The 19,726-nt window shown below is 72.5% G+C and carries 21 protein-coding genes; 8 read left to right on the top strand and 13 right to left on the bottom strand.

What is annotated here, in order from left to right:
* Positions 1-55: 55 nt before the first annotated feature.
* The 4 genes from FHS22_RS34560 to FHS22_RS34545 all read left to right on the top strand — a co-directional run bounded on the left by FHS22_RS34560 (position 56) and on the right by FHS22_RS34545 (position 3,960).
* Positions 56-916, top strand: coding sequence for a universal stress protein (locus tag FHS22_RS34560; protein WP_184948411.1), 861 nt, complete (start codon positions 56-58; stop codon positions 914-916).
* 14 nt (positions 917-930) lie between these two features.
* Positions 931-1,044 (top strand): APC family permease, encoded by a 114-nt coding sequence (locus FHS22_RS38700; RefSeq protein ID WP_184948410.1) that lies wholly within the window; start codon positions 931-933, stop codon positions 1,042-1,044.
* A 153-nt stretch (positions 1,045-1,197) separates the two neighbouring features.
* Positions 1,198-2,061 (top strand): universal stress protein, encoded by an 864-nt coding sequence (locus tag FHS22_RS34550; RefSeq protein WP_184948409.1) that lies wholly within the window; start codon positions 1,198-1,200, stop codon positions 2,059-2,061.
* 201 nt (positions 2,062-2,262) lie between these two features.
* Positions 2,263-3,960: a sensor histidine kinase gene (locus tag FHS22_RS34545; RefSeq protein WP_184948408.1), complete on the top strand. Its 1,698-nt coding sequence runs from the start codon at positions 2,263-2,265 to the stop codon at positions 3,958-3,960.
* Between the two features lie 54 nt (positions 3,961-4,014).
* Here the strand turns inward: FHS22_RS34545 and FHS22_RS34540 are convergent, their stop codons facing one another.
* The 8 genes from FHS22_RS34540 to FHS22_RS34505 form a co-directional block, all read right to left on the bottom strand.
* Positions 4,015-5,235, bottom strand: a complete 1,221-nt coding sequence (locus FHS22_RS34540) for a GAF domain-containing sensor histidine kinase (protein ID WP_184948407.1) — start codon at positions 5,233-5,235, stop codon at positions 4,015-4,017.
* 254 nt (positions 5,236-5,489) lie between these two features.
* Entirely contained in the window at positions 5,490-5,963 is a 474-nt protein-coding gene (locus FHS22_RS34535) for a TspO/MBR family protein (protein WP_184948406.1), read from the bottom strand.
* Positions 5,964-6,126: 163 nt separating this feature from the next.
* Entirely contained in the window at positions 6,127-7,350 is a 1,224-nt protein-coding gene (locus FHS22_RS34530; protein ID WP_338048090.1) for an ROK family transcriptional regulator, read from the bottom strand.
* 21 nt (positions 7,351-7,371) lie between these two features.
* Positions 7,372-9,186 (bottom strand): glycoside hydrolase family 9 protein, encoded by a 1,815-nt coding sequence (locus FHS22_RS34525; RefSeq protein WP_184948405.1) that lies wholly within the window; start codon positions 9,184-9,186, stop codon positions 7,372-7,374.
* Positions 9,183-10,259 carry an N-acetylglucosamine kinase gene (locus tag FHS22_RS34520; RefSeq protein WP_338048089.1) on the bottom strand — a complete coding sequence of 359 codons (1,077 nt, stop codon included), beginning with the start codon at positions 10,257-10,259 and terminating at the stop codon, positions 9,183-9,185. The genes FHS22_RS34525 and FHS22_RS34520 overlap by 4 nt, the downstream gene beginning before the upstream one ends.
* A 28-nt stretch (positions 10,260-10,287) precedes the next feature.
* Positions 10,288-11,115, bottom strand: a complete 828-nt coding sequence (locus tag FHS22_RS34515) for a carbohydrate ABC transporter permease (RefSeq protein WP_338048088.1) — start codon at positions 11,113-11,115, stop codon at positions 10,288-10,290.
* Positions 11,112-12,098 (bottom strand): carbohydrate ABC transporter permease, encoded by a 987-nt coding sequence (locus FHS22_RS34510; protein WP_260408586.1) that lies wholly within the window; start codon positions 12,096-12,098, stop codon positions 11,112-11,114. Before FHS22_RS34510 ends, FHS22_RS34515 begins: the two co-directional genes overlap by 4 nt.
* A complete protein-coding gene (locus FHS22_RS34505; RefSeq protein ID WP_184948404.1) occupies positions 12,098-13,453 on the bottom strand; it encodes an extracellular solute-binding protein in 1,356 nt (451 codons plus the stop codon). The genes FHS22_RS34510 and FHS22_RS34505 overlap by 1 nt, the downstream gene beginning before the upstream one ends.
* A gap of 238 nt (positions 13,454-13,691) precedes the next feature.
* Between FHS22_RS34505 and FHS22_RS39475 the strand changes: the two genes are divergently transcribed.
* From FHS22_RS39475 to FHS22_RS34490, 3 genes are all read left to right on the top strand, one after another.
* Complete coding sequence (locus FHS22_RS39475) at positions 13,692-14,249, top strand: universal stress protein (RefSeq protein ID WP_338048087.1); 558 nt, start codon at positions 13,692-13,694, stop codon at positions 14,247-14,249.
* Positions 14,250-14,421: 172 nt separating this feature from the next.
* Positions 14,422-15,096, top strand: a complete 675-nt coding sequence (locus FHS22_RS34495) for a helix-turn-helix domain-containing protein (RefSeq protein ID WP_184948403.1) — start codon at positions 14,422-14,424, stop codon at positions 15,094-15,096.
* 260 nt (positions 15,097-15,356) lie between these two features.
* The gene (locus tag FHS22_RS34490) at positions 15,357-15,746 is read left to right on the top strand and encodes an ArsR/SmtB family transcription factor (RefSeq protein ID WP_184948402.1); all 390 of its coding nucleotides are present in this window, start codon (positions 15,357-15,359) and stop codon (positions 15,744-15,746) included.
* Between the two features lie 54 nt (positions 15,747-15,800).
* Here FHS22_RS34490 and FHS22_RS34485 read toward each other — a convergent pair whose 3' ends face one another.
* The 3 genes from FHS22_RS34485 to FHS22_RS34475 are packed head-to-tail and all read right to left on the bottom strand — an operon-like array spanning position 15,801 to position 17,345.
* Positions 15,801-16,205, bottom strand: a complete 405-nt coding sequence (locus FHS22_RS34485) for an arsenate reductase ArsC (protein WP_184948401.1) — start codon at positions 16,203-16,205, stop codon at positions 15,801-15,803.
* Positions 16,206-16,263: 58 nt separating this feature from the next.
* The gene (locus FHS22_RS34480) at positions 16,264-16,992 is read right to left on the bottom strand and encodes an aquaporin (protein WP_221474500.1); all 729 of its coding nucleotides are present in this window, start codon (positions 16,990-16,992) and stop codon (positions 16,264-16,266) included.
* Complete coding sequence (locus FHS22_RS34475; protein ID WP_184948400.1) at positions 16,989-17,345, bottom strand: ArsR/SmtB family transcription factor; 357 nt, start codon at positions 17,343-17,345, stop codon at positions 16,989-16,991. Before FHS22_RS34475 ends, FHS22_RS34480 begins: the two co-directional genes overlap by 4 nt.
* A gap of 142 nt (positions 17,346-17,487) precedes the next feature.
* On the opposite strand from FHS22_RS34475, the gene FHS22_RS34470 reads away from it, so the two are divergent.
* A complete protein-coding gene (locus tag FHS22_RS34470) occupies positions 17,488-18,024 on the top strand; it encodes a DUF4240 domain-containing protein (protein ID WP_184948399.1) in 537 nt (178 codons plus the stop codon).
* Between the two features lie 114 nt (positions 18,025-18,138).
* Here the strand turns inward: FHS22_RS34470 and FHS22_RS38695 are convergent, their stop codons facing one another.
* Together FHS22_RS38695 and FHS22_RS34465 are read right to left on the bottom strand one after the other, a co-directional pair.
* Complete coding sequence (locus tag FHS22_RS38695) at positions 18,139-18,270, bottom strand: hypothetical protein (RefSeq protein ID WP_260408585.1); 132 nt, start codon at positions 18,268-18,270, stop codon at positions 18,139-18,141.
* A 150-nt stretch (positions 18,271-18,420) separates the two neighbouring features.
* The gene (locus FHS22_RS34465) at positions 18,421-19,359 is read right to left on the bottom strand and encodes a nitroreductase/quinone reductase family protein (RefSeq protein ID WP_221474499.1); all 939 of its coding nucleotides are present in this window, start codon (positions 19,357-19,359) and stop codon (positions 18,421-18,423) included.
* Positions 19,360-19,726 lie beyond the last annotated feature (367 nt).

The raw sequence follows: 19,726 nt of genomic DNA, 5'->3' as shown, positions 1-19,726 counted from the left end.
GACGCCGCAGAGCTGGGATGAGAAAGAGCTCACGGAAGAGTAAAGGAGAAAAGCCATGTCCGACCCTGTCGTCGTGGGTACCGACGGTTCGGCCGCCGGCTCGGCCGCCGTGGAGTGGGCCGCCGATGACGCGGCGCGCATGCACACCTCGCTGCGTGTCGTCTTCGCCCTGGACCGCTCGCCGTACGACATCCCGAAGTTCTCCACCCGCCAGTGGGGCGACGCCCTGACCCGCAACGCGGAACAGGTCCTGGCGGAGGCCGGAGCCCTCGCCCGCAAGCGGCAGCCGGAGATCGAGGTCACCACCCGGATGGCCGAGGGGGCGCCTGCCGTTGTCCTGCGCGATCAGGCCGCCGACGCCGCCGAGATCGTGATCGGCAGCAGGGGCCTGGGCGGATTCGCCGGTGCCGTGCTCGGCTCGGTGAGCATGCACGTGGCCGGGCACGCCCGCGGGCCCGTGGTCGTCGTCCACCCCGGCCCGCGGACCGTCCGCGGGGAGGTCGTCGTCGGCGTCGACGACTCGCCCGAGTGCGATCCGGCCCTCGCCTACGCCTTCGAGCAGGCCGCGCTCCGCGGTGCCACGCTGCGGGCGGTCCATGCCTGGCAGGCGCCGGTGCACGCCTACGCTCCGGAGATCGTCTACGACATGGACGAGGTCCGGCAGGCCCAGCACCAGGTCGCGACCGGCAAACTCGCATCGTGGCGGGAGACGTATCCGCAGGTGAAGGTGGTCGAGGACGTCCGGTCCGCGCACCCGGTCGAAGCGCTGAGCGCGGCCTCGGAGGGGGCGGACCTGCTCGTTGTGGGCTCCCACGGCCGGGGAGCCCTCGGGTCGCTGGCCCTCGGCTCGGTCAGCCGGGGCGTCCTGCACCACGCCCGCAGCGCCGTGGCCGTGGTCCGCTCACCGCGCGCCTGACGTCCTCGGCCGCCGTGCCGGCCGAGGACGTCGAGAACCCGGAGAAGACCATCCCGCGCGCCATGGCCATCGGCACGGCCGTCACCGCCGTCGTCCGCATCGTGCACCGTCGACGGCTGCGGGTATGAGGTCGTCTACGGGGTTCGCCGCTGCTGATGGCCGGGATCCCCGGCTACGTCCGGCTCAGGGGCCGCGAGCGCACCCGTGGCGAGGCCGCCGGGGCGGTCGGGAAGACGGGCAGGCCCCGCTCGCGGCACCGTGAACGACTGGAAGAGGACATCATGATCGTTGTGGGGGTCGACGGCTCGCACGCCGCTCTGGAGGCGGTGGGCTGGGCGGTGCGGGAGGCCGGACTGCGCGGTGCGCGGCTTCGCGTCGTGCACGTCATGCCGGCCTGGGCGTTCGAGATGCCCGAGGACGTGCCGCACGCCGATGTGGGGCGGTGGATGCGCGACGGCGCCGCCGGCATGCTGGCCGAAGGGGTGGAGCGGGCCCGAGCCGAGGGACTGCCGGTGGAGGTGGAGTCGCTGCTGCTGCCGGGCGATCCGAGGCGGGGCCTGATCGAGGTCACCGGAGAGGCGGAGCTGCTGGTGGTCGGCAGCCACGGGCTGGGCGGCTTCCTGGGCATGCTGGCGGGTTCGGTGGCGCTGGGCGTGTGCGGGCACACCGCCTGCCCGGTGGCCGTGGTCCGTGCCGCGCCCGCCGGGCAGGAGCGGTCTGTGCCGGAGGGCCCGGTGGTGGTCGGGGTCGACGGCTCGCCGGTGGGAGCCGACGCGCTCGCCCTCGCCTTCGCCGAGGCCTCGGCGCGCGGGGTCGGGCTGCGGGCGGTGCACGCCTGGAGCGGGCCCGTGATCGAGGGGGCGCCGCACCTGCTGGAGAGCGCCGCACGGCAGGAAGGCGACGAGCAGCGGGTGCTGGCCGAGGCGCTGGCCGGTTGGGGTGAGCGCTATCCGGACGTCAAGGTCACCGCGCAGGCGGTCAACGGCCACCCGGTGGACGTGCTCAAGGACGCCGCTGCCCGGGCGGGCCTGCTGGTCGTGGGCTCGCGCGGGCGCGGCGACCTGACCGGTCTGCTGCTCGGGTCGGTCAGCCACTCGCTGCTGCACCACGCGGTCTGCCCGCTGGTCGTCGTCCCGCCACGATGACCTCCGGGCCGGGAACCGGCCCCTGATCGTCGGCTGGTCTTTCCGCCACCGGAGGTCGGCTGACGGTCGGCGGTACCACACGGCCACCACCGAAGGACGGCACGCCGTCCCCTCCTGAAGGAGCGCCACGGCCCGGCAGCCGGTTCCCACCCCGCAGGAGCAGGGTGGGAACCGGCACGGGTTCGGTGCGAAACTTCCTGCATGACGGAGAACGAGTCGCGGACGCTGCTGCCGGGGATGCGGCTGGATGAGCTGCTGGCGGAGTTGCAGGGCAGGCTGGCGGCGGTGCTGGCCACCCGCGACCGGGTGCACGCGCTGATGGACGCGGTCGTGTCGGTCGGCAGTGATCTGGATCTGGAGACGGTGCTGCGGCGGATCGTGGCGACGGCGACCACACTGGTGGACGCCTCCTACGGCGCGCTGGGCGTGGTGGGGGAGGAGAGCACGTTGGTGCAGTTCGTCCCCGTCGGGCTGAGCGAGGAGGAGATCGCGGCGATCGAGCACTGGCCGCACGGGCTGGGCCTGCTCGGTCTGCTGATCAAGGAGCCGCAGACGCTGCGGCTGGCGCGCATCTCCGACCATCCGGAGTCGTACGGGTTCCCGCCCGGCCACCCTCCGATGGGGTCGTTCCTGGGGGTGCCGGTGCGGGTGCGTGAGGAGGTGTTCGGCAACCTGTACCTGACCGAGAAACGCGGTGGTGGGGAGTTCGACGAAGAGGACGAGGCGATCGTGGTGGCGCTGGCCACCGCGGCCGGTGTGGCGATCGAGAACGCCCGGCTGTACGAGGAGACCCGGCGCAGGGAGACCTGGCTGCAGGCCTCGTCGGAGGTCACGACCAGCCTGCTGTCGGGGGCCGGGCCCGAGGAGGTGCTCACGCTGATCGCCCGCCAGGCGCGGCAGATGACCGACGCCGACCTGACCCAGGTCCTGCTGCCCGATGCCGGCGGACAGACGCTGCGTGTGGAGATCTCCGAAGGTTCCGCGGCCGATGCGGTGCGCGAGACGGTGTTCCCGGTCGACGGATCGGCGGCGGGCGCGGTCTTCACCGGTGGTGAGCCGGCGAACTACGCCAACCTGCAGGACGTCCCCTATCGGATCTCTCCGCTGCGCGAGTCGGGGTTCGGTCCCGGGCTGCTGGTGCCGCTGGGGGCGGCCCGGGCAGTGCGCGGGGTGCTGGCCCTGGTCAAGAAGCCGGGACGCAGTCCGTTCAGCCAGGCTGATCTGCGCATGCTGGCGGCGTTCGCCGGGCAGGCCGCGATCGCGCTGGAGCTGGCCGAGACGCGTAAGGACGCCGAGCGGCTGGGGCTGCTGGAGGACCGCGACCGGATCGCCAAGGACCTGCACGACGTGGTCATCCAGCGGTTGTTCGCGGTGGCGATGACGTTGATGAGCACGGTGCGGCTGGTGGAGCGCCCCGAGGCATCCGGGCGCCTGCAGAACGCGATCAACGAGCTGGACGAGACGATCCGGCAGATCCGCTCGACCATCTTCGCCCTGCAGACGACGGGCGATGAGGCCGCGCCCAGCCTGCGGGCGCAGATCGTGGAGCTGGTCGAGGGGGCCCGCGGGCACCTGGGCTTCATGCCGGGCCTGCGGATGGAGGGTCCGCTGGACAACCAGGTGCCCGAGCCGGTCACCGAGCACCTGCTGGCGGTGCTGCGCGAGGCGCTGTCCAACCTGGTGCGCCACGCCAAGGCGAGCAAGGCCGACGTGTCGGTGGAGGTCGCCGGCGGGCGGCTGACGCTGGTCGTGCGGGACGACGGGGTCGGCCTGCCGCCCGACGGCAGGCGCAGCGGCCTGCGCAACCTCGAGGAGCGGGCCGTTCAGGCGGGCGGCTCCTTCGAGGCCGCGGCGAGGGAGGAGGGCGGCACCCGCCTGTGCTGGAGCGTCCCGCTGTGACCGGAACGCCGTCCGGGGTCGAGCCACCGCCGGGGCGGGCCGACCGCCTTGCGTTCACTGCGGCTCCGGTGGCGGACAGGGTAAGGTCAGCCGCACCCGAGTGCCTTCTCCCGGCCGGCTGTCGATCGCCACGCTCCCTCCGTGCATCCGGACGATCTTGGAGACGATGGGCAGTCCCAGACCGGTACCGCCGATCGCCTGCTCTTCGGCTTCGGGAGCGCGGTAGAAATCCTCGAAGACGCGCCCCACGGCATCCGGCGAGATGCCGATACCGGTGTCCTGGACCTCCAGGGTGGGGAGGGGGTCGGCGCGAACGGTCACCGTGATCGTGCCGCCACCGGAGGTGAACTTGACCGCGTTGTCCAGCAGTTGAGCGATCACCTGTTGCATTCGCTGCTCGTCCGCCCAGACCGTCACCTCGGCCGGGGCGTCCAGGACAAGATCGTGACCCTTGTTCCGCGCTTTGGTGGCGGCCGCGTCGATGGCAGAGCGGGCCAGCCGGGACAGGTCGCATCGCTGCGGCCGGAAAGCCGCGGTGCGGGCGTTGAGGCTGGCCACCAGCAGCAGTTCATCGATCAGATGCAGGATGCGCTCACTGTTGCTGTCGATCACGGCCAGGAAGTTCCGCTCGGTGGGTCCGTCCAGGTCCCCTTCCTGGATCAGCTGAAGATAGCTGCGGATCGAGGTGAGCGGAGTGCGCAGCTCGTGGTTGACCGTTCGAAGGAACTGGTTCTTCAGCTCGGCCACCTCGCGCAGCCGAGTTATGAGCTCGTCGGCCTGACGGCCGTGGTGATGCAGTTCCAGCAACGCGGTGGCGCACACGGCGAGGATGTTCAGCGCCCGGTGCTGGGCGGTCGCCAGCCGGCGGGGCCGGTGATCGAAGACGCACACCACGCCCAGGGCGTGGCCCCGGCTGCTGATCATGGGGGCACCCGCGTAGAAGCGCACGTACGGCTCTCCGGAGACCACGGGGTCGTCGCGGAAGCGCGCGTCGGCCAGAGCGTCGGGCACCTCCAGCAGCCGGCGGATCTCGATGGTGTAGGGGCAGAACCGCACTCGCCGGTCCATATCGGTGGAGCTGGTGCCGACGTGGCCCTTGAAGTACTGCCGATCGCGGCCCGACAGGTTGACCAGAGCGATCGGCGCCTGGCAGACGTACGCGGTCAACTCGGCGATCGCCTGGAAAACCGGTTCCGCCAGGACGTCGAGAGCACCGAGCTCGTCGAGCTCCCGCAGGCGCTCCTCTTCGTCATGTGGAACCCGTCCCTCGCTCATGCGCATTCCCGTCCGCCGCCTGCACCCGGTTGGAGTCACCTGTATCCCGCCGAGATCATGCGGAGGGTGTGCCACGCCCCGAGCGGTGTGTAAAAAAGCAGATCAGAGTGGTGCCCGGCGAGCGCCGGACGCGCTGTCACCGGCGTACTCGCCGGGCCGGCACGGTGATCCGCCACGTTGCGGCCGGAGTTCCGGCGCCCGCGGGATGAATGACCGCTCCGGCGCTGATGCCGGCCCGGCGGCTCTTCCGAGCCTCAGTTGAGCTGCCATACGGCCAGGTTCAGCGCGCCGGCGTAGGTGACCCAGACCAGGTAGGGGGCCATCAGCAGCGCGGCCGGACGCTTGATCGGCCACATCAGCGCCATGGTGGCCACGATGGCGATCCACAGCAGGCAGATCTCGGCGAAGGCCAGGCCGTACTGCCCGGCGGCGAAGAACAGCGGGGTCCACGCAGTGTTGAGCACCAGTTGCACCGCATAGGCGGTCAGGGCACTCGACCAGCCCCGCGCCGTCCAGGCCAGCCAGCCCGCTACGGCGATCAGAACGTACAGCGCCGTCCAGACGGGCCCGAACAGCCACTGCGGCGGCGCCCACGCGGGACGCTCCAGCGCCAGGTACTCGGCGCCGGAACCGGAGGCGGCCAGCGACCCGGTGACGGCGACCAGCGCCACGGCGACCAGGAAGACCGGCAGCACGGCCCAGCGGCGGAGAGCGGAAGTGGTGACCATGCGCTCCCCGTGCCCCCGGGGCCGGACGATATGCCGCCGGAGCGGGATCGCCTGGCCGGCGCGTGCGGGGCGAGAACGCCGGCCAGGCCGATCAGGCGGGAGGCGCGGTCAGAAGTCGTCCGGAGTGCGGATGCGGTCCCGGCTCGGTGCAAGGCTCCGGACCTCAGCGGCCCGCCGCGGCGGCCGGGCCGCCGTCGCGGGTGGCCTGCCCGAACACCTCGTCCCTGACCCGGGCGAGTGCCAGGTCCATCGCGCCCACCAGCACCGGGTTGCCCCGGACGGCGGACAGCCGCACCCGCAGCCGCTCGACGCCGAGCACCCGCAGCTCGCGCTCGACGAGGTCGCGCAGCCGCTCGCCTCCGACGGACATCAGGTTCCCCGCCAGCACGACGAGACCCGGATCGACGACCGAGGCGATGGTCGCCAGACCGAGGGCGACCCGGGCGGCCACCGTCCGCAGGCCGGCGGCCGCCTCCTCGGCGGCCCTCCCGGTGCCCTCGGCCAGGCGCACAGCGGCCGCCACCGACTCCCGGAAGTCGGTCCCGTGCACGCCGTACGAGCGCAGCAGGTCCTGCACCGCCGGCCCGCCGACCAGCGCCTGGTAGCCGTGGTGCGCGAACCGGCCGCCGTCGCGGGCCGTGGCCGCGCCGGGGACGGGCATGTACCCCACCTCGCCGGCGCCGCCGAAGAATCCGCGGTGCAGCCGACCGCCGATCACGAGGGCGGCGCCGAGCCCCTCGTCGGCCCAGAGCAGCACGAAGTCCGGGCAGCCGGTCGCCGCGCCGTGCGCCTGCTCGGCGAGGGCGACGAGGTTGACGTCGTTCTCCACGTCGACGGTGACGCCGAGCCCGTCGCCGAGCGTGGGCACCAGGTCGGGGATCTGCCAGCCGGGCATGTCCTCGGCGGTGGCGTAGTCGAGCCTGCCGGTCGTGGGGTCGACGGCGCCCTGCACGCCGATGACGACGCGGCGCAGCGGACCGGGCGGCCGTGCCGCCCCGATCGCCGCCCGCAGCCGCTCGGCCAGGCCGCCGCCCTCCGGAGAGGGGGCGGGCGGGCCGGCCTCGCCGACGACGGCGCCGGTGATGTCGGCCACCTGTACGCCGATCCGCTCGGGTGTGACGTCCAGTGCGGCCACGTACGCGGCGGCGGCGTTGACCCGGTACACCTCGGCCGTACGTCCGGGCTGGCCCGCCCGGACGCCGTCGTTGACCACCAGGCCCGCCTCCTGCAGGCGGGCCAGGAGCTGGAACGCCGTCGGCTTGGACAGGCCGGTCAGCTCGCTCAGCTCGGGGCGGGTCAGCGGGCCTTTCTCCAGCAGGATGCGCAGCGCGGCGCGTTCGTTGATCGCGCGCATCAGCCTCGGCGTCCCGTGGACAGGGGGTTTCACGTCACCTCCGCGTGAGGGGCGTCACGTCGACGCCAACGTGAGAGCGTACAGGGCGATCGCCGCGAAATCGTCGGCCGGCTCGGAGGCCTGCCAGGAGCGCACGTCGTCGACGAAGCGGCTGCCGTGCCCGGTGAACCCCTCGTAGCGGTCCGCGCCGTCCGGCGGGCAGGGCGGCATCTCCTCGAAGTGCCCGCCCAGGCCGCCCTCGAACAGGCTCGCGCCGTTGGGTCCGTTGACGACCGCGCCCGTGGCGGGTTCGCCGGTGAGGTTGGCGATCTGGTGGTGCGGGCAGCGGATCGCGTTCTCGCCCGACCCGGCGATGAAGGACACCCCCCACGGGTTCGCGCCGAGTGCCCAGTTGCGCTGCTGGGTGCCGAAGGCGTCGTAGGCGCGGTCGCCGGTCACCGACCGGTACAGGTGCGCGGTGGCGGCCAGGCCGAACGCGTGCGGGACCGAGTCGAACGTGTCGTACCGCGCTCCGGCGCGGAACGGGTCCGTGGCGGAGCGGCGGGCGCCGATGTCGAGCTGGGCCTGGAGCCCGGCGACCAGGTCGGCCTCGGTGACGGCGAGCCCGCCGGTCCCGGCGGCCCGCATGGCCTTGACGAGGTCGGCGTGGGCCAGGGCGCTCACGTCGTACAGGTTGAGCGTGTCGCCCTGCTCCTTGTCGAGGTAGCCGCGCGCCCAGCGGGCCGACTCCGCCAGCCACCGCCCGGCGCGCGGGTCGCGCAGGCGCTGCGCGGCCAGGGCCAGCTCGGCGGCGCCGAGCTGCATGTCGTCGCGCCAGACGCTCTCGGGATAGAAGGCGTGCGGCAGGGAGGTGACCAGCCGGTCCACGCCGGTGGTCCTGGCCATCGCGTAGACGGAGGCGGCCTGGTCGAGCAGGTGGGCGGCGTGCCGGCGGGACGGTTCGAGCTGGGCGGCCAGGGCGAAGGCGGCGGCGGTGCGTCCGGCCAGGTTCGGGCTGATCGGCTCGCCGGGGGCGGCGGCGCGGAAGACCGGGCGGTGGCGGATGAACCGGTGCCCTTCGGCGTCGTCACCGTCGTCGGCCTCGGGCAGGCGCCAGATGTCGTGGTCGCCGACGAACGTGCCCTCGGCGTTGCCTGCGCCGATGCCGACCTGGATGTAGAGGGTCTTCGACTTCTCATCCCACATCTTGTCCAGATATTTCAGACCATGGACTGCTTCGTCCCGCAGGGCGCGGCCGGGCGCCCTCCCATCCCGCTGCGCGGCCCACAGCAGCGTGTCCACGTACGCCAGGATGTGGGTGAACTTGAGGTAGTCGCCCGCGTCGAACCAGCCGCCCTCGACGTCGACCGGGCCGCCGATCCTCGTCAGCTCGCCCTTGATCTGGTCGGTGTCGGGGCCGGTGAACTCGGGCCAGCCGTAGACGGAGGCGGCCCGGTCGTTGAGGTGGCTCGGTCTGCGCAGCGCGTCGGCGCCGTCGCGCTGCAGGCCGAAGAAGCCCAGCACCCCGGCCGCGGGATTCCGCGACGGCGCGATCTCGAATTCGGCCGATGTCGCCCCACCGGCCTTGATCCGGTAGCGGCCGGGGACGCGCAGCCGGGTCAGGTCGAGGTCGTAGACGTGCGGGTAGCGGTCGTTCCAGGCGCCCCGGTCGGGGCCCGCCTGCCCGCTGAGCGCCACCCGCCCGCGGCGGTCGACCACGGCGAACCGCCCCGCCCGGCCGCGGGTCATCAGGTAGGCGTGCTTGCTCTCGCCCGGCCGGTAACCGACCTGGTCCACCCGGATGAGCCCGGGCGGGTCCGCCTGGGCGGGGGCGACGTTCGCGGACGCCAGCAGCGCCAGCGCGAGTGCGGCAGGGACCAGTCTTCTCATCTGTTCCTCCTGAAGTGTTCACGAACCCGGGTCCGCGCGGTCTCGGCCGCACCGAGCAGGTCGAGTCCCGCCAGGGCGGCGCCCGCGACAGGCGGGAGGGAGCCGACCACGACCCGCGCGAGCGGCGCGGCCGCGCCGACCGCGGCCTCGATCAGGCCGTGCATGTACGGGTCCCGGGCGGTCAGCACGCTCCCGCCGAGCACCACCTCGGCAGGCGTGTCCAGCAGGTCGAGCCGCTCCAGGCACACCTCGGCCATCACGGCCACCTCCTCGGCCTGCCGCGCGACCACGCCCCTGGCCACGGAGTCGCCGTCGGCCGCGACGGCGAACAGGCCCGGCACCAGTTCGTGCAGCCGGACCGGGTCCAGTTCGCCGAAGTGCAGGGCGAGCACCACCTCCGCGACGCCGGTGGTGCCGAAGTGCGTGACGACCAGCTCCGCCAGAGCCGTCGCCGGGCCGCGCCCGTCCTCCATCCGGGCGGCGTGCCAGAGCACCAGGTCGGCCAGGTCCTCGCCGCCGCCCCAGTCGCCGCTCCGCCTGCCGAGCGCGGGGAAGCGCGCCACCTCGCCCGACGGGGAGACCCCGGCGGCGTTCATGCCGGCTCCGCACACCACGACGACGCCCCACGGCTGCGAGGCGCCCGCGCGCAGCACCGCGAAGGCGTCGTTGGCCACCGACACCTCGCCCGCGCAGCCGCGCGCCCGGAACTCCGCGCGCAGCGCCTCCTCCTCGGGAGGGAAGTCGGCTCCGGCCAGGAAGGCCGCCATCACGTCGGCGTACGGCGCGGCCATGCCGTCGCGCAGCGCGCCGGCTCCCCGCTCCACCACGTCGGCGGCGGCGCTCACGCCGGCGCTCTGCGGCACGAACGGGCCGGTCCGGCCCGTGGCGAGCACCGTTCCGTCCCCGGCCACCAGCGCGAGGTCGGTCTTGCTGTTGCCGCCGTCCACCGCCAGGACCGTCCTCACCGCGATCCCGCCCGGGGCGGGTGCGTACGGCCGGGCTCCGGCGGCGGCCCGGTCGGCGGCGGGTCCTCCCCCGACCGCGCGGACCCGCCGACCGGCCCGGGTGTGCACGTCGAGCCGTCCCCGGCCACGGCGGGTTTCACCCCTTCACCCCCGTCAATGTCACGCCCTCGATGAAGACCCGCTGGGCGAAGAGGAAAACGATGATCACCGGGGCGGTCACCAGCAGGGTGGCGGCCATGGTGAGGTTCCACTGCACGCTGTGGAAGGCCTTGAAGGTGGCCAGTCCGAGCGACAGGGTCCAGCCCTCCTGGTCGACACCGGCGTACAGCAGCGGTCCGTAGTAGTCGTTCCAGCAGTAGAAGAACGAGAACAGTGCCACCGCCGCGACTGCGGGGCGGGCCATCGGCAGGATGACCCTGAACAGGATCTGCACGTCCGAGCAGCCGTCCACCGTGGCCGCCTCGGTGTACTCGCGCGGGATCGTGATGAGGAACTGGCGCAGCAGGAAGATCGAGAAGGCGTCGCCGAAGAGCATCGGCAGGATCAGCGGCCACAGCGAGTCCGTCAGGTCCAGCCGCGCCCACACCAGGTAGATCGGCACCGCCACGACCTGCGGAGGCAGCATCATGGTGCTGATCACGACGAGGAACGCCGTCTTGCGCCCCCGGAAGCGGAAGCGCGCCAGCGCGTATGCCGCCGGAATGGACGACACCAGCATGAACAGCGTCGCCAGCGAGGCGTAGACGAACGTGTTGACCGTCCAGGTGAGCAGCTCCGAGTGGGTGAAGACGTCGGCGAAGTTGGACCAGTTCCACCGCTCGGGCCACAACGTGCTGGTGAGCGCCTGCTCGTCTGTCATGAGAGCGGTCAGCGCCACGAGCACGATCGGGCCGAGGAACATCAGCGCGAGCGCGATGGCCAGCGCGTGCCGGGCGATCCACATCAGGCGGCGCCTGAGTCTCACGATGCCACCTCCGCCTTGCCGAACCGGCGCAGCAGGATCAGCGTGAACAGCATCGCGACCGCGAACAGCAGCAGCGCGTGCACGCAGGCCAGCCCCATCGACCAGTCGCGGAAACCGGTGTGGAACAGGTGCTGGGGCAGGGTGAGCAGGGAGCCGTCCGGATAGCCGGGGGTGAACGTGCTGCCGGCCGAGTCGGTTGCGCCGGACGCCACCCGGGAGGCGATCATCGCCTGGGTGAAGTACTGCACGGCGTAGATCACGCCGGTGACGGCCGAGAACATCAGCACGGGGGAGATCATCGGCAGCGTGATGCTGCGGAACTGCCGCCAGGCGCCAGCCCCGTCGATCGCGGCGGCCTCGTACAGGTGCCTGGGCACGTCCAGCAGTGCCGCCAGAAAGATCATGATGGTGTTGCCGGCACCCCACAGGGCGAGCAGCGTGAGGCTGGGCTTGGCCCAGGCGGCGCTGCCGAACCAGTCGGGGCCGGTGATCCCGAACCACGCCAGCACCTGGTTGACCGGGCCGGTCGCCGGGTTGAGCAGGTACACGAAGGCGACCGTGCCCGCCACCACCGGTACCAGCGACGGCAGATAGAAGATCGTCCGTAGGATTCCGCCGCCGCGCTTCAGCTTGGCCAGCAGCTGTGCCACGCCGAGCGCGAACAGGACCTGGGCCGGGACCATGAACACCACGAGCCAGAGGGTGTTCAGGGCCGACTGCAGCACGCGGGCGTCGGAGAAGGCGTAGCGGTAGTTGTCCAGGCCGACGAACTCCAGCGTGAACAGGTCGTACCGGTGGAAGGAGAAGTACACCGTGGACAGCAGCGGATAGACGAAGAAGACGGCGACGCCGATGATCCACGGCGACAGCCACAGGAGGGCGCGCGCCCCCTCGCCGCGCCGCCGGTGCGGCGAGGGGGCAGCGGGGGAGGGCGCGCCGCCGCGCCGGCGGCGCGGCGGCGCGGTGCGGGTGGAGGCCATCATCAGCCCCCGGAGAGCTTCAGCTTGTCGTCGATCCGCTTGTCCACCCCGGCCAGGCCGGCGTCGAGGTCCTTGACCGCGCCCTTCTCCCACTGGGTGAGGAAGGTGGAGAAGGCGTCCTGGTTGAAGACGCTGTTGACGTTGGCCGGCAGCGTCGAGGTCTTGGGATGGGTGAAGATGCCGAGGAACGTGGCGAAGTCGTCGTCCCTGGCCAGGTCCGGGTGCTCCATGGCGGCCCTGGTGGTCGGCACGTTGCGCAGCGCGTTCGACAGCGTCACCAGCGACCCGGTGTCGGTGGTGAGGTGCTTGACCAGCTCCCAGGCGTGCTGCGGGTGCGCGGCGCCTCTCGGCACGCCGATCACGGTGCCGGCGGTGAAGCCGCTGCCGTACAGGTCGGGCTTGTCGTCGGCGACGGGCAGCGGGGCGGTGCCGTAGTCCATGTCCTTGGCGTCGGGGTCGTTGGCGATCATGGCGTTGCGCCACTCGCCGTCGAGGATCATCGCGACCTTGCCCTCGAAGAACGGGTGCTCGGCGCCCCACTCGTCGCCCAGTCCCTTGCGGAACTTCTCCAGCTTGTCGTAGCCGTACCAGTCGACCAGTTCCTTCTGCCAGCGCAGGAGCTGCTTCCACGCCGGGTCGGAGCCGATGGCCGAGGTGCCGTCGTCGTTGTACCACTTCGCGCCGACCATGGGGCCGAGGTGGCTGGGGGAGTTCTCGTAGTACTGGAAGCTCGGGATGAACCCGGCGACCTCGATGTTCCCGTCGGCGTCGCGGACCGTGAGCTTCTTGGTCAGCTCGGTCAGCTCCGACAAGGTCTTCGGCGGCTGCGCGCCCTTCATGAGCGCCTTGTTGTAGTACAGCCCGTACGCGTCCGCGAGCAGCGGCATCATGCACCGCTTGCCCTCGAACTCGGTGTACGCACGGGACGCGGCCGGCAGCACGCCCAGGTCGATGCCGTCCTGCTCGATGACCGGGGTGAGGTTCTGGAACGCGCCGCTCTTGCACCACTGGGCGACGTTGTCGGTGGTGAACGAGGCCGCCACGTCGGGCGCCTTGCCGCCGCGGATCGCCTGGGTGATCCGGTCGTCCTGGACGCCCTTCTTCATCGTGACCTTGATCTGCGGGAACTTCTTCGTGAAGCCCGCGACCGCCTCCTCGAACGCCTTCGTCTCGACGTCGGTGGAGAAGCCGTGCCACAGCTCCAGCGTGGCGGGGGGCAGCGCGTCGGCGGCCGGGCCGGTGCCGTTCGCGGTGGGTCCGGGCTGGGCGCCGAGCGGCGGCGGCGCCTCCTTGCCCGCGGTGCACGCGGTCAGCGACAGGGCCAGCAACCCGGCCGCCGCGAGAGGGACGAAGCGCACGAGGGTCTCCTATGGGCTGGTGTGGGGGGTTCGTCGTCCGCCAGAGTATTAGTAAGGTTTCCTAACTCAAGAAGGACGGTAGGTGGGTCCATCGATGCGGTCAAGTCTCGAAATCAACTCGTGACGTCACCTGTTCACTGCGTCCCGCAACCGCTTGGGCAGGATTCCTAATTAATGGAGGGGTGGTCGCCCTGCCTTACCCGGACGGCGGGCCGGTGCCGGGGCGGGCCTGCCGGCCATGGGCTCGCGCAGGCATCCGCGGGAGACGTCGGTCCTTGCGGCAGGTGACGTTCGGCCGGTGCCCGGGACTCTCCTGCGGGTGTGCGATGGAGGCGAAGGTAAAGGGATCCTCTGGGAGGAGGCCGGTCATGGCCGGACTGATCGTTGCCGGCGTCGACGGATCCGCGCCCGCGCTGGCGGCGGTGGAATGGGCGGCCGAGGACGCCGCGCGCGGCGGCGCGGCACTGAAGACGGTGGTCGGGACGCTGAAGAGCGAATCCGAGCGGGCCGGCACGATCGCGGTCGGCAGCAGGGGCGTCGGCGGCTTCGCCGGACTGGTGCTCGGCTCGGTGGGACTCGGCCTGGCCGGGCTGCGCGGAGTCCGGCTGCGGGCGATCCACGCCTGGCAGATGCCGGTGTTCTCCGCTTGCATCCTGGGCTACGGCCCGGTGCTGGAGGGGCTCTTCGAGGACGAGGCCCGTACGGCTCGGCGGTGCTGGGCTCGGTCGGCCACGGTGTGCTGCACCGCGCGCACTGCCCGGTCGCCGTCGTCCGGCCCCGCCGGGAGGAGCGATGAACATCGAGCCCGTGCCGCTCGTTTGAGACGGGAGGGCTCCCGGAGCCGTCCGGGCCGGGCATCCCACCGGTTAGAGTTCCCCGCCCCGGGGGAGATCCGGATCAGGGTGCGCCGAACCTCTGAAGGAATCCGAATCCGAGCTGGTTTTCCGTATTTCCACTGGGAGAAGTCCATGAGCGAACACACCACGGCCCCGGGCGACCTCGGCAGGCGGGTCGGCGCGCGGCGGGGGGACCTCGGCCTCAGCCGTGAGCAGCTGGCCGAGCGCGCCGGGATCGACACCGGTTACCTCGCCTACCTGGAGGAGACCGCGGCGTCCCCGACCAGTGAGACCGTGCAGAGCCTGGCCGCCGCCCTGGAGACGACCCCCGAGGAACTGCTCGGCGGCACGGTCGAGCTGCCGCCCGGGCGCGGTTCCGCCGCCGACAAGCCCTCGCTGGAGAGGCTCGATCCCAACGAGTGCCTGCATCTGATCTTCCCCGGCGGGGTCGGCCGGGTGGCCTTCGACGACGGCGGCGGGCCGGCGATCCTGCCGGTCAACTACCTGCTGCACGACAACGCCGTGGTCTTCCGCACCGCCGCCGGCGGCCCGTTCGACGAGAACCTGCGCACCGGCGTGGAAGGCGTCGAGTTCAAGGTCGCCTTCGAGGTCGACCGGATCGACGACCCCGGCCGGGAGGGTTGGAGCGTGCTCATCCGGGGCGGCGCGCACCTGGTCACCTCCGCCGAGGAGCAGGCGGTCGTGCAGGCGGCGGGCGTGCAGTCCTGGGTGGGCGGCGAACGCGACCTCTACGTCAAGATCATTCCCGCTGAGGTGTCCGGCCGCCGCATCCGGCACCACCCGTGACCTTCCGCCCGGACCGCGGACCTCTCCGGCAGGACTCTCCGGTGGCGGGATCCCCGCGCCGCCGGAGGGGAGCCCGTGCAGCGGACACGCCCCTTCCGTGCCCCGAGGGGTCCCGAGGGCTTGCCGCCGCGAGGAGGCCGACCGGCGGCGTGCCCGGCTGAGATGTGGGCGCGGCGGCACCGGCTGCACGACCGCGGGCTTGGTCCCGGCCGCCTGCCATCGCCTATGATTTAGATGAATCTCTAAGTAAGGGGCTACGCATGACCGCCGTCACGATTCAGTGCTGCGCGCCGATCGCCCGTGAGCCGCTGGGCGAGGGCGAGGCGGCCGAGCTGGCGGTGCTGCTCAAGGCGGTCGCCGACCCGGTCCGGCTGCGCCTGCTGTCGATGATCGGCTCGCATGCGGGCGGCGAGGCGTGCGTGTGCGACCTGACCGACGCCTTCGAGCTGACCGCTCCCACCATCTCCCACCATCTCAAGGTGCTGCGCACCGCGGGGTTGATCGATGGCGAGCGGCGTGGTACGTGGGTCTACTACCGGATCGTCCCCGCGGCGGTGAACAGGCTCGGCGCCCTGTTCGCGCCGCTGGGCGAACCGGCTCCCGGCCGCCCGGCCGACCTGGAGCTCACCCTCGTACGACCGCACCCGTGACCGGCGCGTCCGCCCCGCGGGCCGCACCGGGTGAGAGGACCGCGGACGGCGGCGTCAGGCGGGCAGCAGGTCGGCGATCAGCTTCTCGACGCGGGTGCGGATCTCATCGCGGATCGGCCGCACCGCCTCGATGCCCTGGCCGGCCGGGTCCGCCAGCTTCCAGTCCTCGTACCGCTTGCCCGGGAAGAACGGGCAGGCGTCCCCGCAGCCCATGGTGATCACCGCGTCGGAGTCCTGGACCGCCTCGGTGGTGAGGATCTTCGGACGCGCGCCGGTGATGTCGACGCCGACCTCGGCCATCGCCCGCACGGCGACGGGGTTGATCGTCTCGGCGGGCGCGGACCCGGCCGAGCGGACCTCGATCGCGTCTCCGGCCAGATGGGCCAGCCAGCCGGCGGCCATCTGGGAACGTCCGGCGTTGTGCACGCACACGAACAGCACGCTGGGCTTGTCGCTCATCTCTCGCAGTCCTTTCCGCAGGCCGCCGGGTGCGGCGGGTGAAGACGGGTCCGGCCGGTCACGACCGCGACGCCGGATGCGGCATGACCGCCTCCTGGTCCCGGCCCGCCGGAGCACGGCCGAACAATCCGGCCACCAGCAGCAGGCCGATCACCCCGCCGGCCAGCTGCGCGGCGACGAAGGCGGGCACCGAGGCCGGGGCGATGCCGGCGAAGGAGTCGGAGAACGCCCGCCCGACCGTGACGGCGGGGTTGGCGAAGGCGGTGGAGGAGGTGAACCAGTAGGCCGCGCCGATGTATCCGGCCACCGCCGCCGGGGCGACCGCGGTGCGGCCGGTCCGCACCAGGCAGAAGACGACCAGGACCAGGCCCGCGGTGGCCACGACCTCGCCCAGCCACAGGTGGGCGGCGGCCCGCTCGGTCGCCGCCCAGCTGACCGCGGGTCTGGCGAACATGGTGTTGGCCAGCACCGCCCCGCCGATCGCACCACCGCTCTGGGCGATCACGTAGGCGGCCAGCTCGCGGGTGCCCAGCCCGGTGCCGGAGCCGCGCGACTGCCACCACTCGGCGGCCGAGACCACCGGGTTGAAGTGCGCGCCGGAGACCGGCCCGAGCACGACGATCAGTACACCCAGGCCGAGCACCGTGGCCAGAGCGTTCTCCAGCAGCTGCAGTCCCGCATCGTCCGGGGACAGGGTCTGTGCCGCGATCCCCGAGCCGACCACCACCGCCACCAGCAGAGCGGTGCCCAGGAACTCGGCCAGGAGCCGGCGCGGCAGCGGAGTCACGCGGCCGCTCCGGCCGTGCCGGCGGGCAGGCTCAGCAGGGCCGACAGCTCGGCCAGCCGCTCGGGCACCACCCGGTAGTACACCCAGGAGGCGCGTCGCTCGGAGGTGAGCAGCCCGACCTCTTTGAGCACCTTGAGGTGGTGGCTGATGGTGGGCTGGGACAACTCGAAGGCCGCGGTCAGGTCGCACACGCACGCCTCGCCGTCGGCGTGGCTGGCCACGATCGACATGATGCGCAGCCGTACCGGATCGCCCAGCGCCTTGAACACCCGCGCCACGGCGGTCGACCGCTCGGCGTCGATCGGTTCGCGCGCCAGCGGCGCACAGCACTCCAGCAGCTCCAGTGGTTCCATCGTTCTCCCTGCCCAGGGCGGCGCTCCGACGGCTTCGTCCAGCATCTATATTGACATATGTCGATGGGTTGCCGGCCATTGTCGGTGCCTTCTGATTGTGTGATCGGCACAGATCGCAGGACAGGTCAGAGAGGCGGCGAAGGTGAAGGACCGGCAGCTCCCGGCGGGGGACGAGCAACGTTTCTGGGACCTGGTGGAGGCGGCGTGGGCACCCCTGGGGGCGGACGTCGGCCAGGCGCGGCGGGCGCTGGCGCATCGCACGCCCGACGCTGACGAGGAGCTTCACGGCGTGCCGCCGTTCTCCTTGGTCGAAGCCGCTCTGGAGGACTTCCTGGGCAACCTCGCCTCCCTCGGCGAGGGGCTGTCGGCGGAGGAGCTGACGGCGCTCGACCGGGTGGCCGAGCGCAAGCTCCATGACATCGACCGCGCGGACGTCCACGCGGTCACCGACGGCTCCGATGACGGCTTCCTCTACGCGCGCGGCTTCATCGTCGCGATGGGCCGCGATTTCCACGCCGCGGTGGCGGCCGATCCGCGGAAGGCGGTGCCGGACGCCGAATGCGAGGAGATGTGCTACTTCTTCGCCCACCTGTACGAGGAGCGTTACGGGGGCTTCCCGGACACCGGATCGGGGATCTCGCGCGAGTCGTGTTCGAACCCGGACGGCTGGCCCCGCTGACCCGCCGTCCGGCCGCACGGGCCGTCTCGGTGGAGCGGCCGCGGTCGGCGCCTGAGGACATGACGCCCGGTGGCGGTTCCGGGCCGGGCCCGCCGGCGTCCGAGCGCAGGTGGGTCAGCGGGGTACGGCACGCACCCATCCGCGGTCGTCGTCGAGGAATCCGGCGATGGTCAGTCCGGCCCGGCCGAGTTCGCGGCCGAGGCGGTCGTCGTCGGCGGTCTCGACGACGAACGACATCAGCAGCACCAGATCGAAGGTCCGGGGCAGAGCCAGGGTCTGGATCGGGGAGCAGACGATCCGGGTCCGGTGCCGTGGTAGAGCCGTAGCGGGGGCGCGGCTCCCATGCTGGGGCGTTCCCGGCTGCCCGCCGCGCTTCGCGCCCGCACCGTGTCCCGGTCACGGCAGCGGGGACCGGGGCCTGCCCGCAGGATCCGGACCGGCGCGGTGGCGGTGGCCGCGATGACGGCCGCGCAGGACCGCCACCTGGAGCAGGCTCATGGACGCCAGCGCCGTCACGCCCATGACGGCGGGAACCGGCCAGGCGACGGCCGCCGCGGTGTCGCCGAGGAGCACGGGTACCGCGCCGGCCGACCAGGCGATCCCCGCGCCGGCCGCGGTCGCCCGTACCCAGGCGCGGGTCGGTACGGCGGGCAGGGCGGCGCGCAGAGCCCAGGCCTGGGCCAGGCCGAGTGCGGCGCCTCCGCCCAGACCGGCGAGGACGATCAGCGCGGCCCGGGGCGGCGGTCCGAGCCGGGAGGAGTCGGCGACCAGGGCGGCGACCACCGCGGGAACGGCGAAGCCCGCGGTTCCCCCGATCGCGGCGGCGCAGAACCAGCGCCGCCACAGGCCGGTGGCGCGGGCGCGGGGGAGCGGGGCGCGCAGGCTGATGCGGATCGCTACCCCGTCCCGGGCCCAGGCCGACCGGGCGGCTCCGGCCGGACGGTCCGCGGCCATCGCCATGAGGGTGTCCAGGATCCGCCCGCTCTCCAGGGACGCGCGTGCGGTGCCGTTCCATTCCCGGCCCCGTAGCAGCACGCGGACCGGCGCCCCGTCGTGCAGGTTGCGCCACCACCGCCGCGTCCGGTGGCTGATCAGCAGCAGTTCTCCGTCTCGCTCCACGTAGCCGGCGGGAACGGTGATCTGCCGCCCGGACCGGCGGCCCCGAACCGTCAGCAGCAGCACCGAGCCGCTCAGCAGGTCGTGCAGCGTGGAGCGGAGCAGCCATCGCACCACCGGGTTGACCACGCGGTTCTGCAGGCCGTCCAGCCGCCGCCAGGCGGACCGCCCGGCGAGCGGACGCTTCAGACCGGCCGGACGCGCCGTATGCGTTGTCACGATGCCGCACCTCCCGGGATCGGCTTTCATCCGACCGCGGGACGGGCGTCCGCGACAGAGGCCGAAGGTCCCGGCGGCCGGAGACCTCCGGCCCTCCTTGCCGCGGTCCAGGGCCACACCGCGGCGGGACGAAGGGCCGCGCCGGACCGTCACCGCCTTCGGGAGAATCGGCGACCGGACCGGCCTCATCCGTTCCTGGTCGACGGTGATCCGCGGGCCTCTTCGGGCGGGGTCCGTGTTTTGATGGTTTTTCGCGAAAGATGATGGCTTAACGGCCGGGGGGTCCGGTCGGCGGCGGTGAGGGGTGCTGAGGGGTATGGGTGTGATCCGGGTGGTTCTGGTGGACGACCACGAGGTGGTGCGGCGC

This window comes from Thiemannella venezuelensis (assembly GCF_014203605.1).
GTDB lineage: Bacteria > Actinomycetota > Actinomycetes > Streptosporangiales > Streptosporangiaceae > Planomonospora_A > Planomonospora_A venezuelensis.
This window is presented reverse-complemented; position numbering and strand designations above follow the sequence as displayed.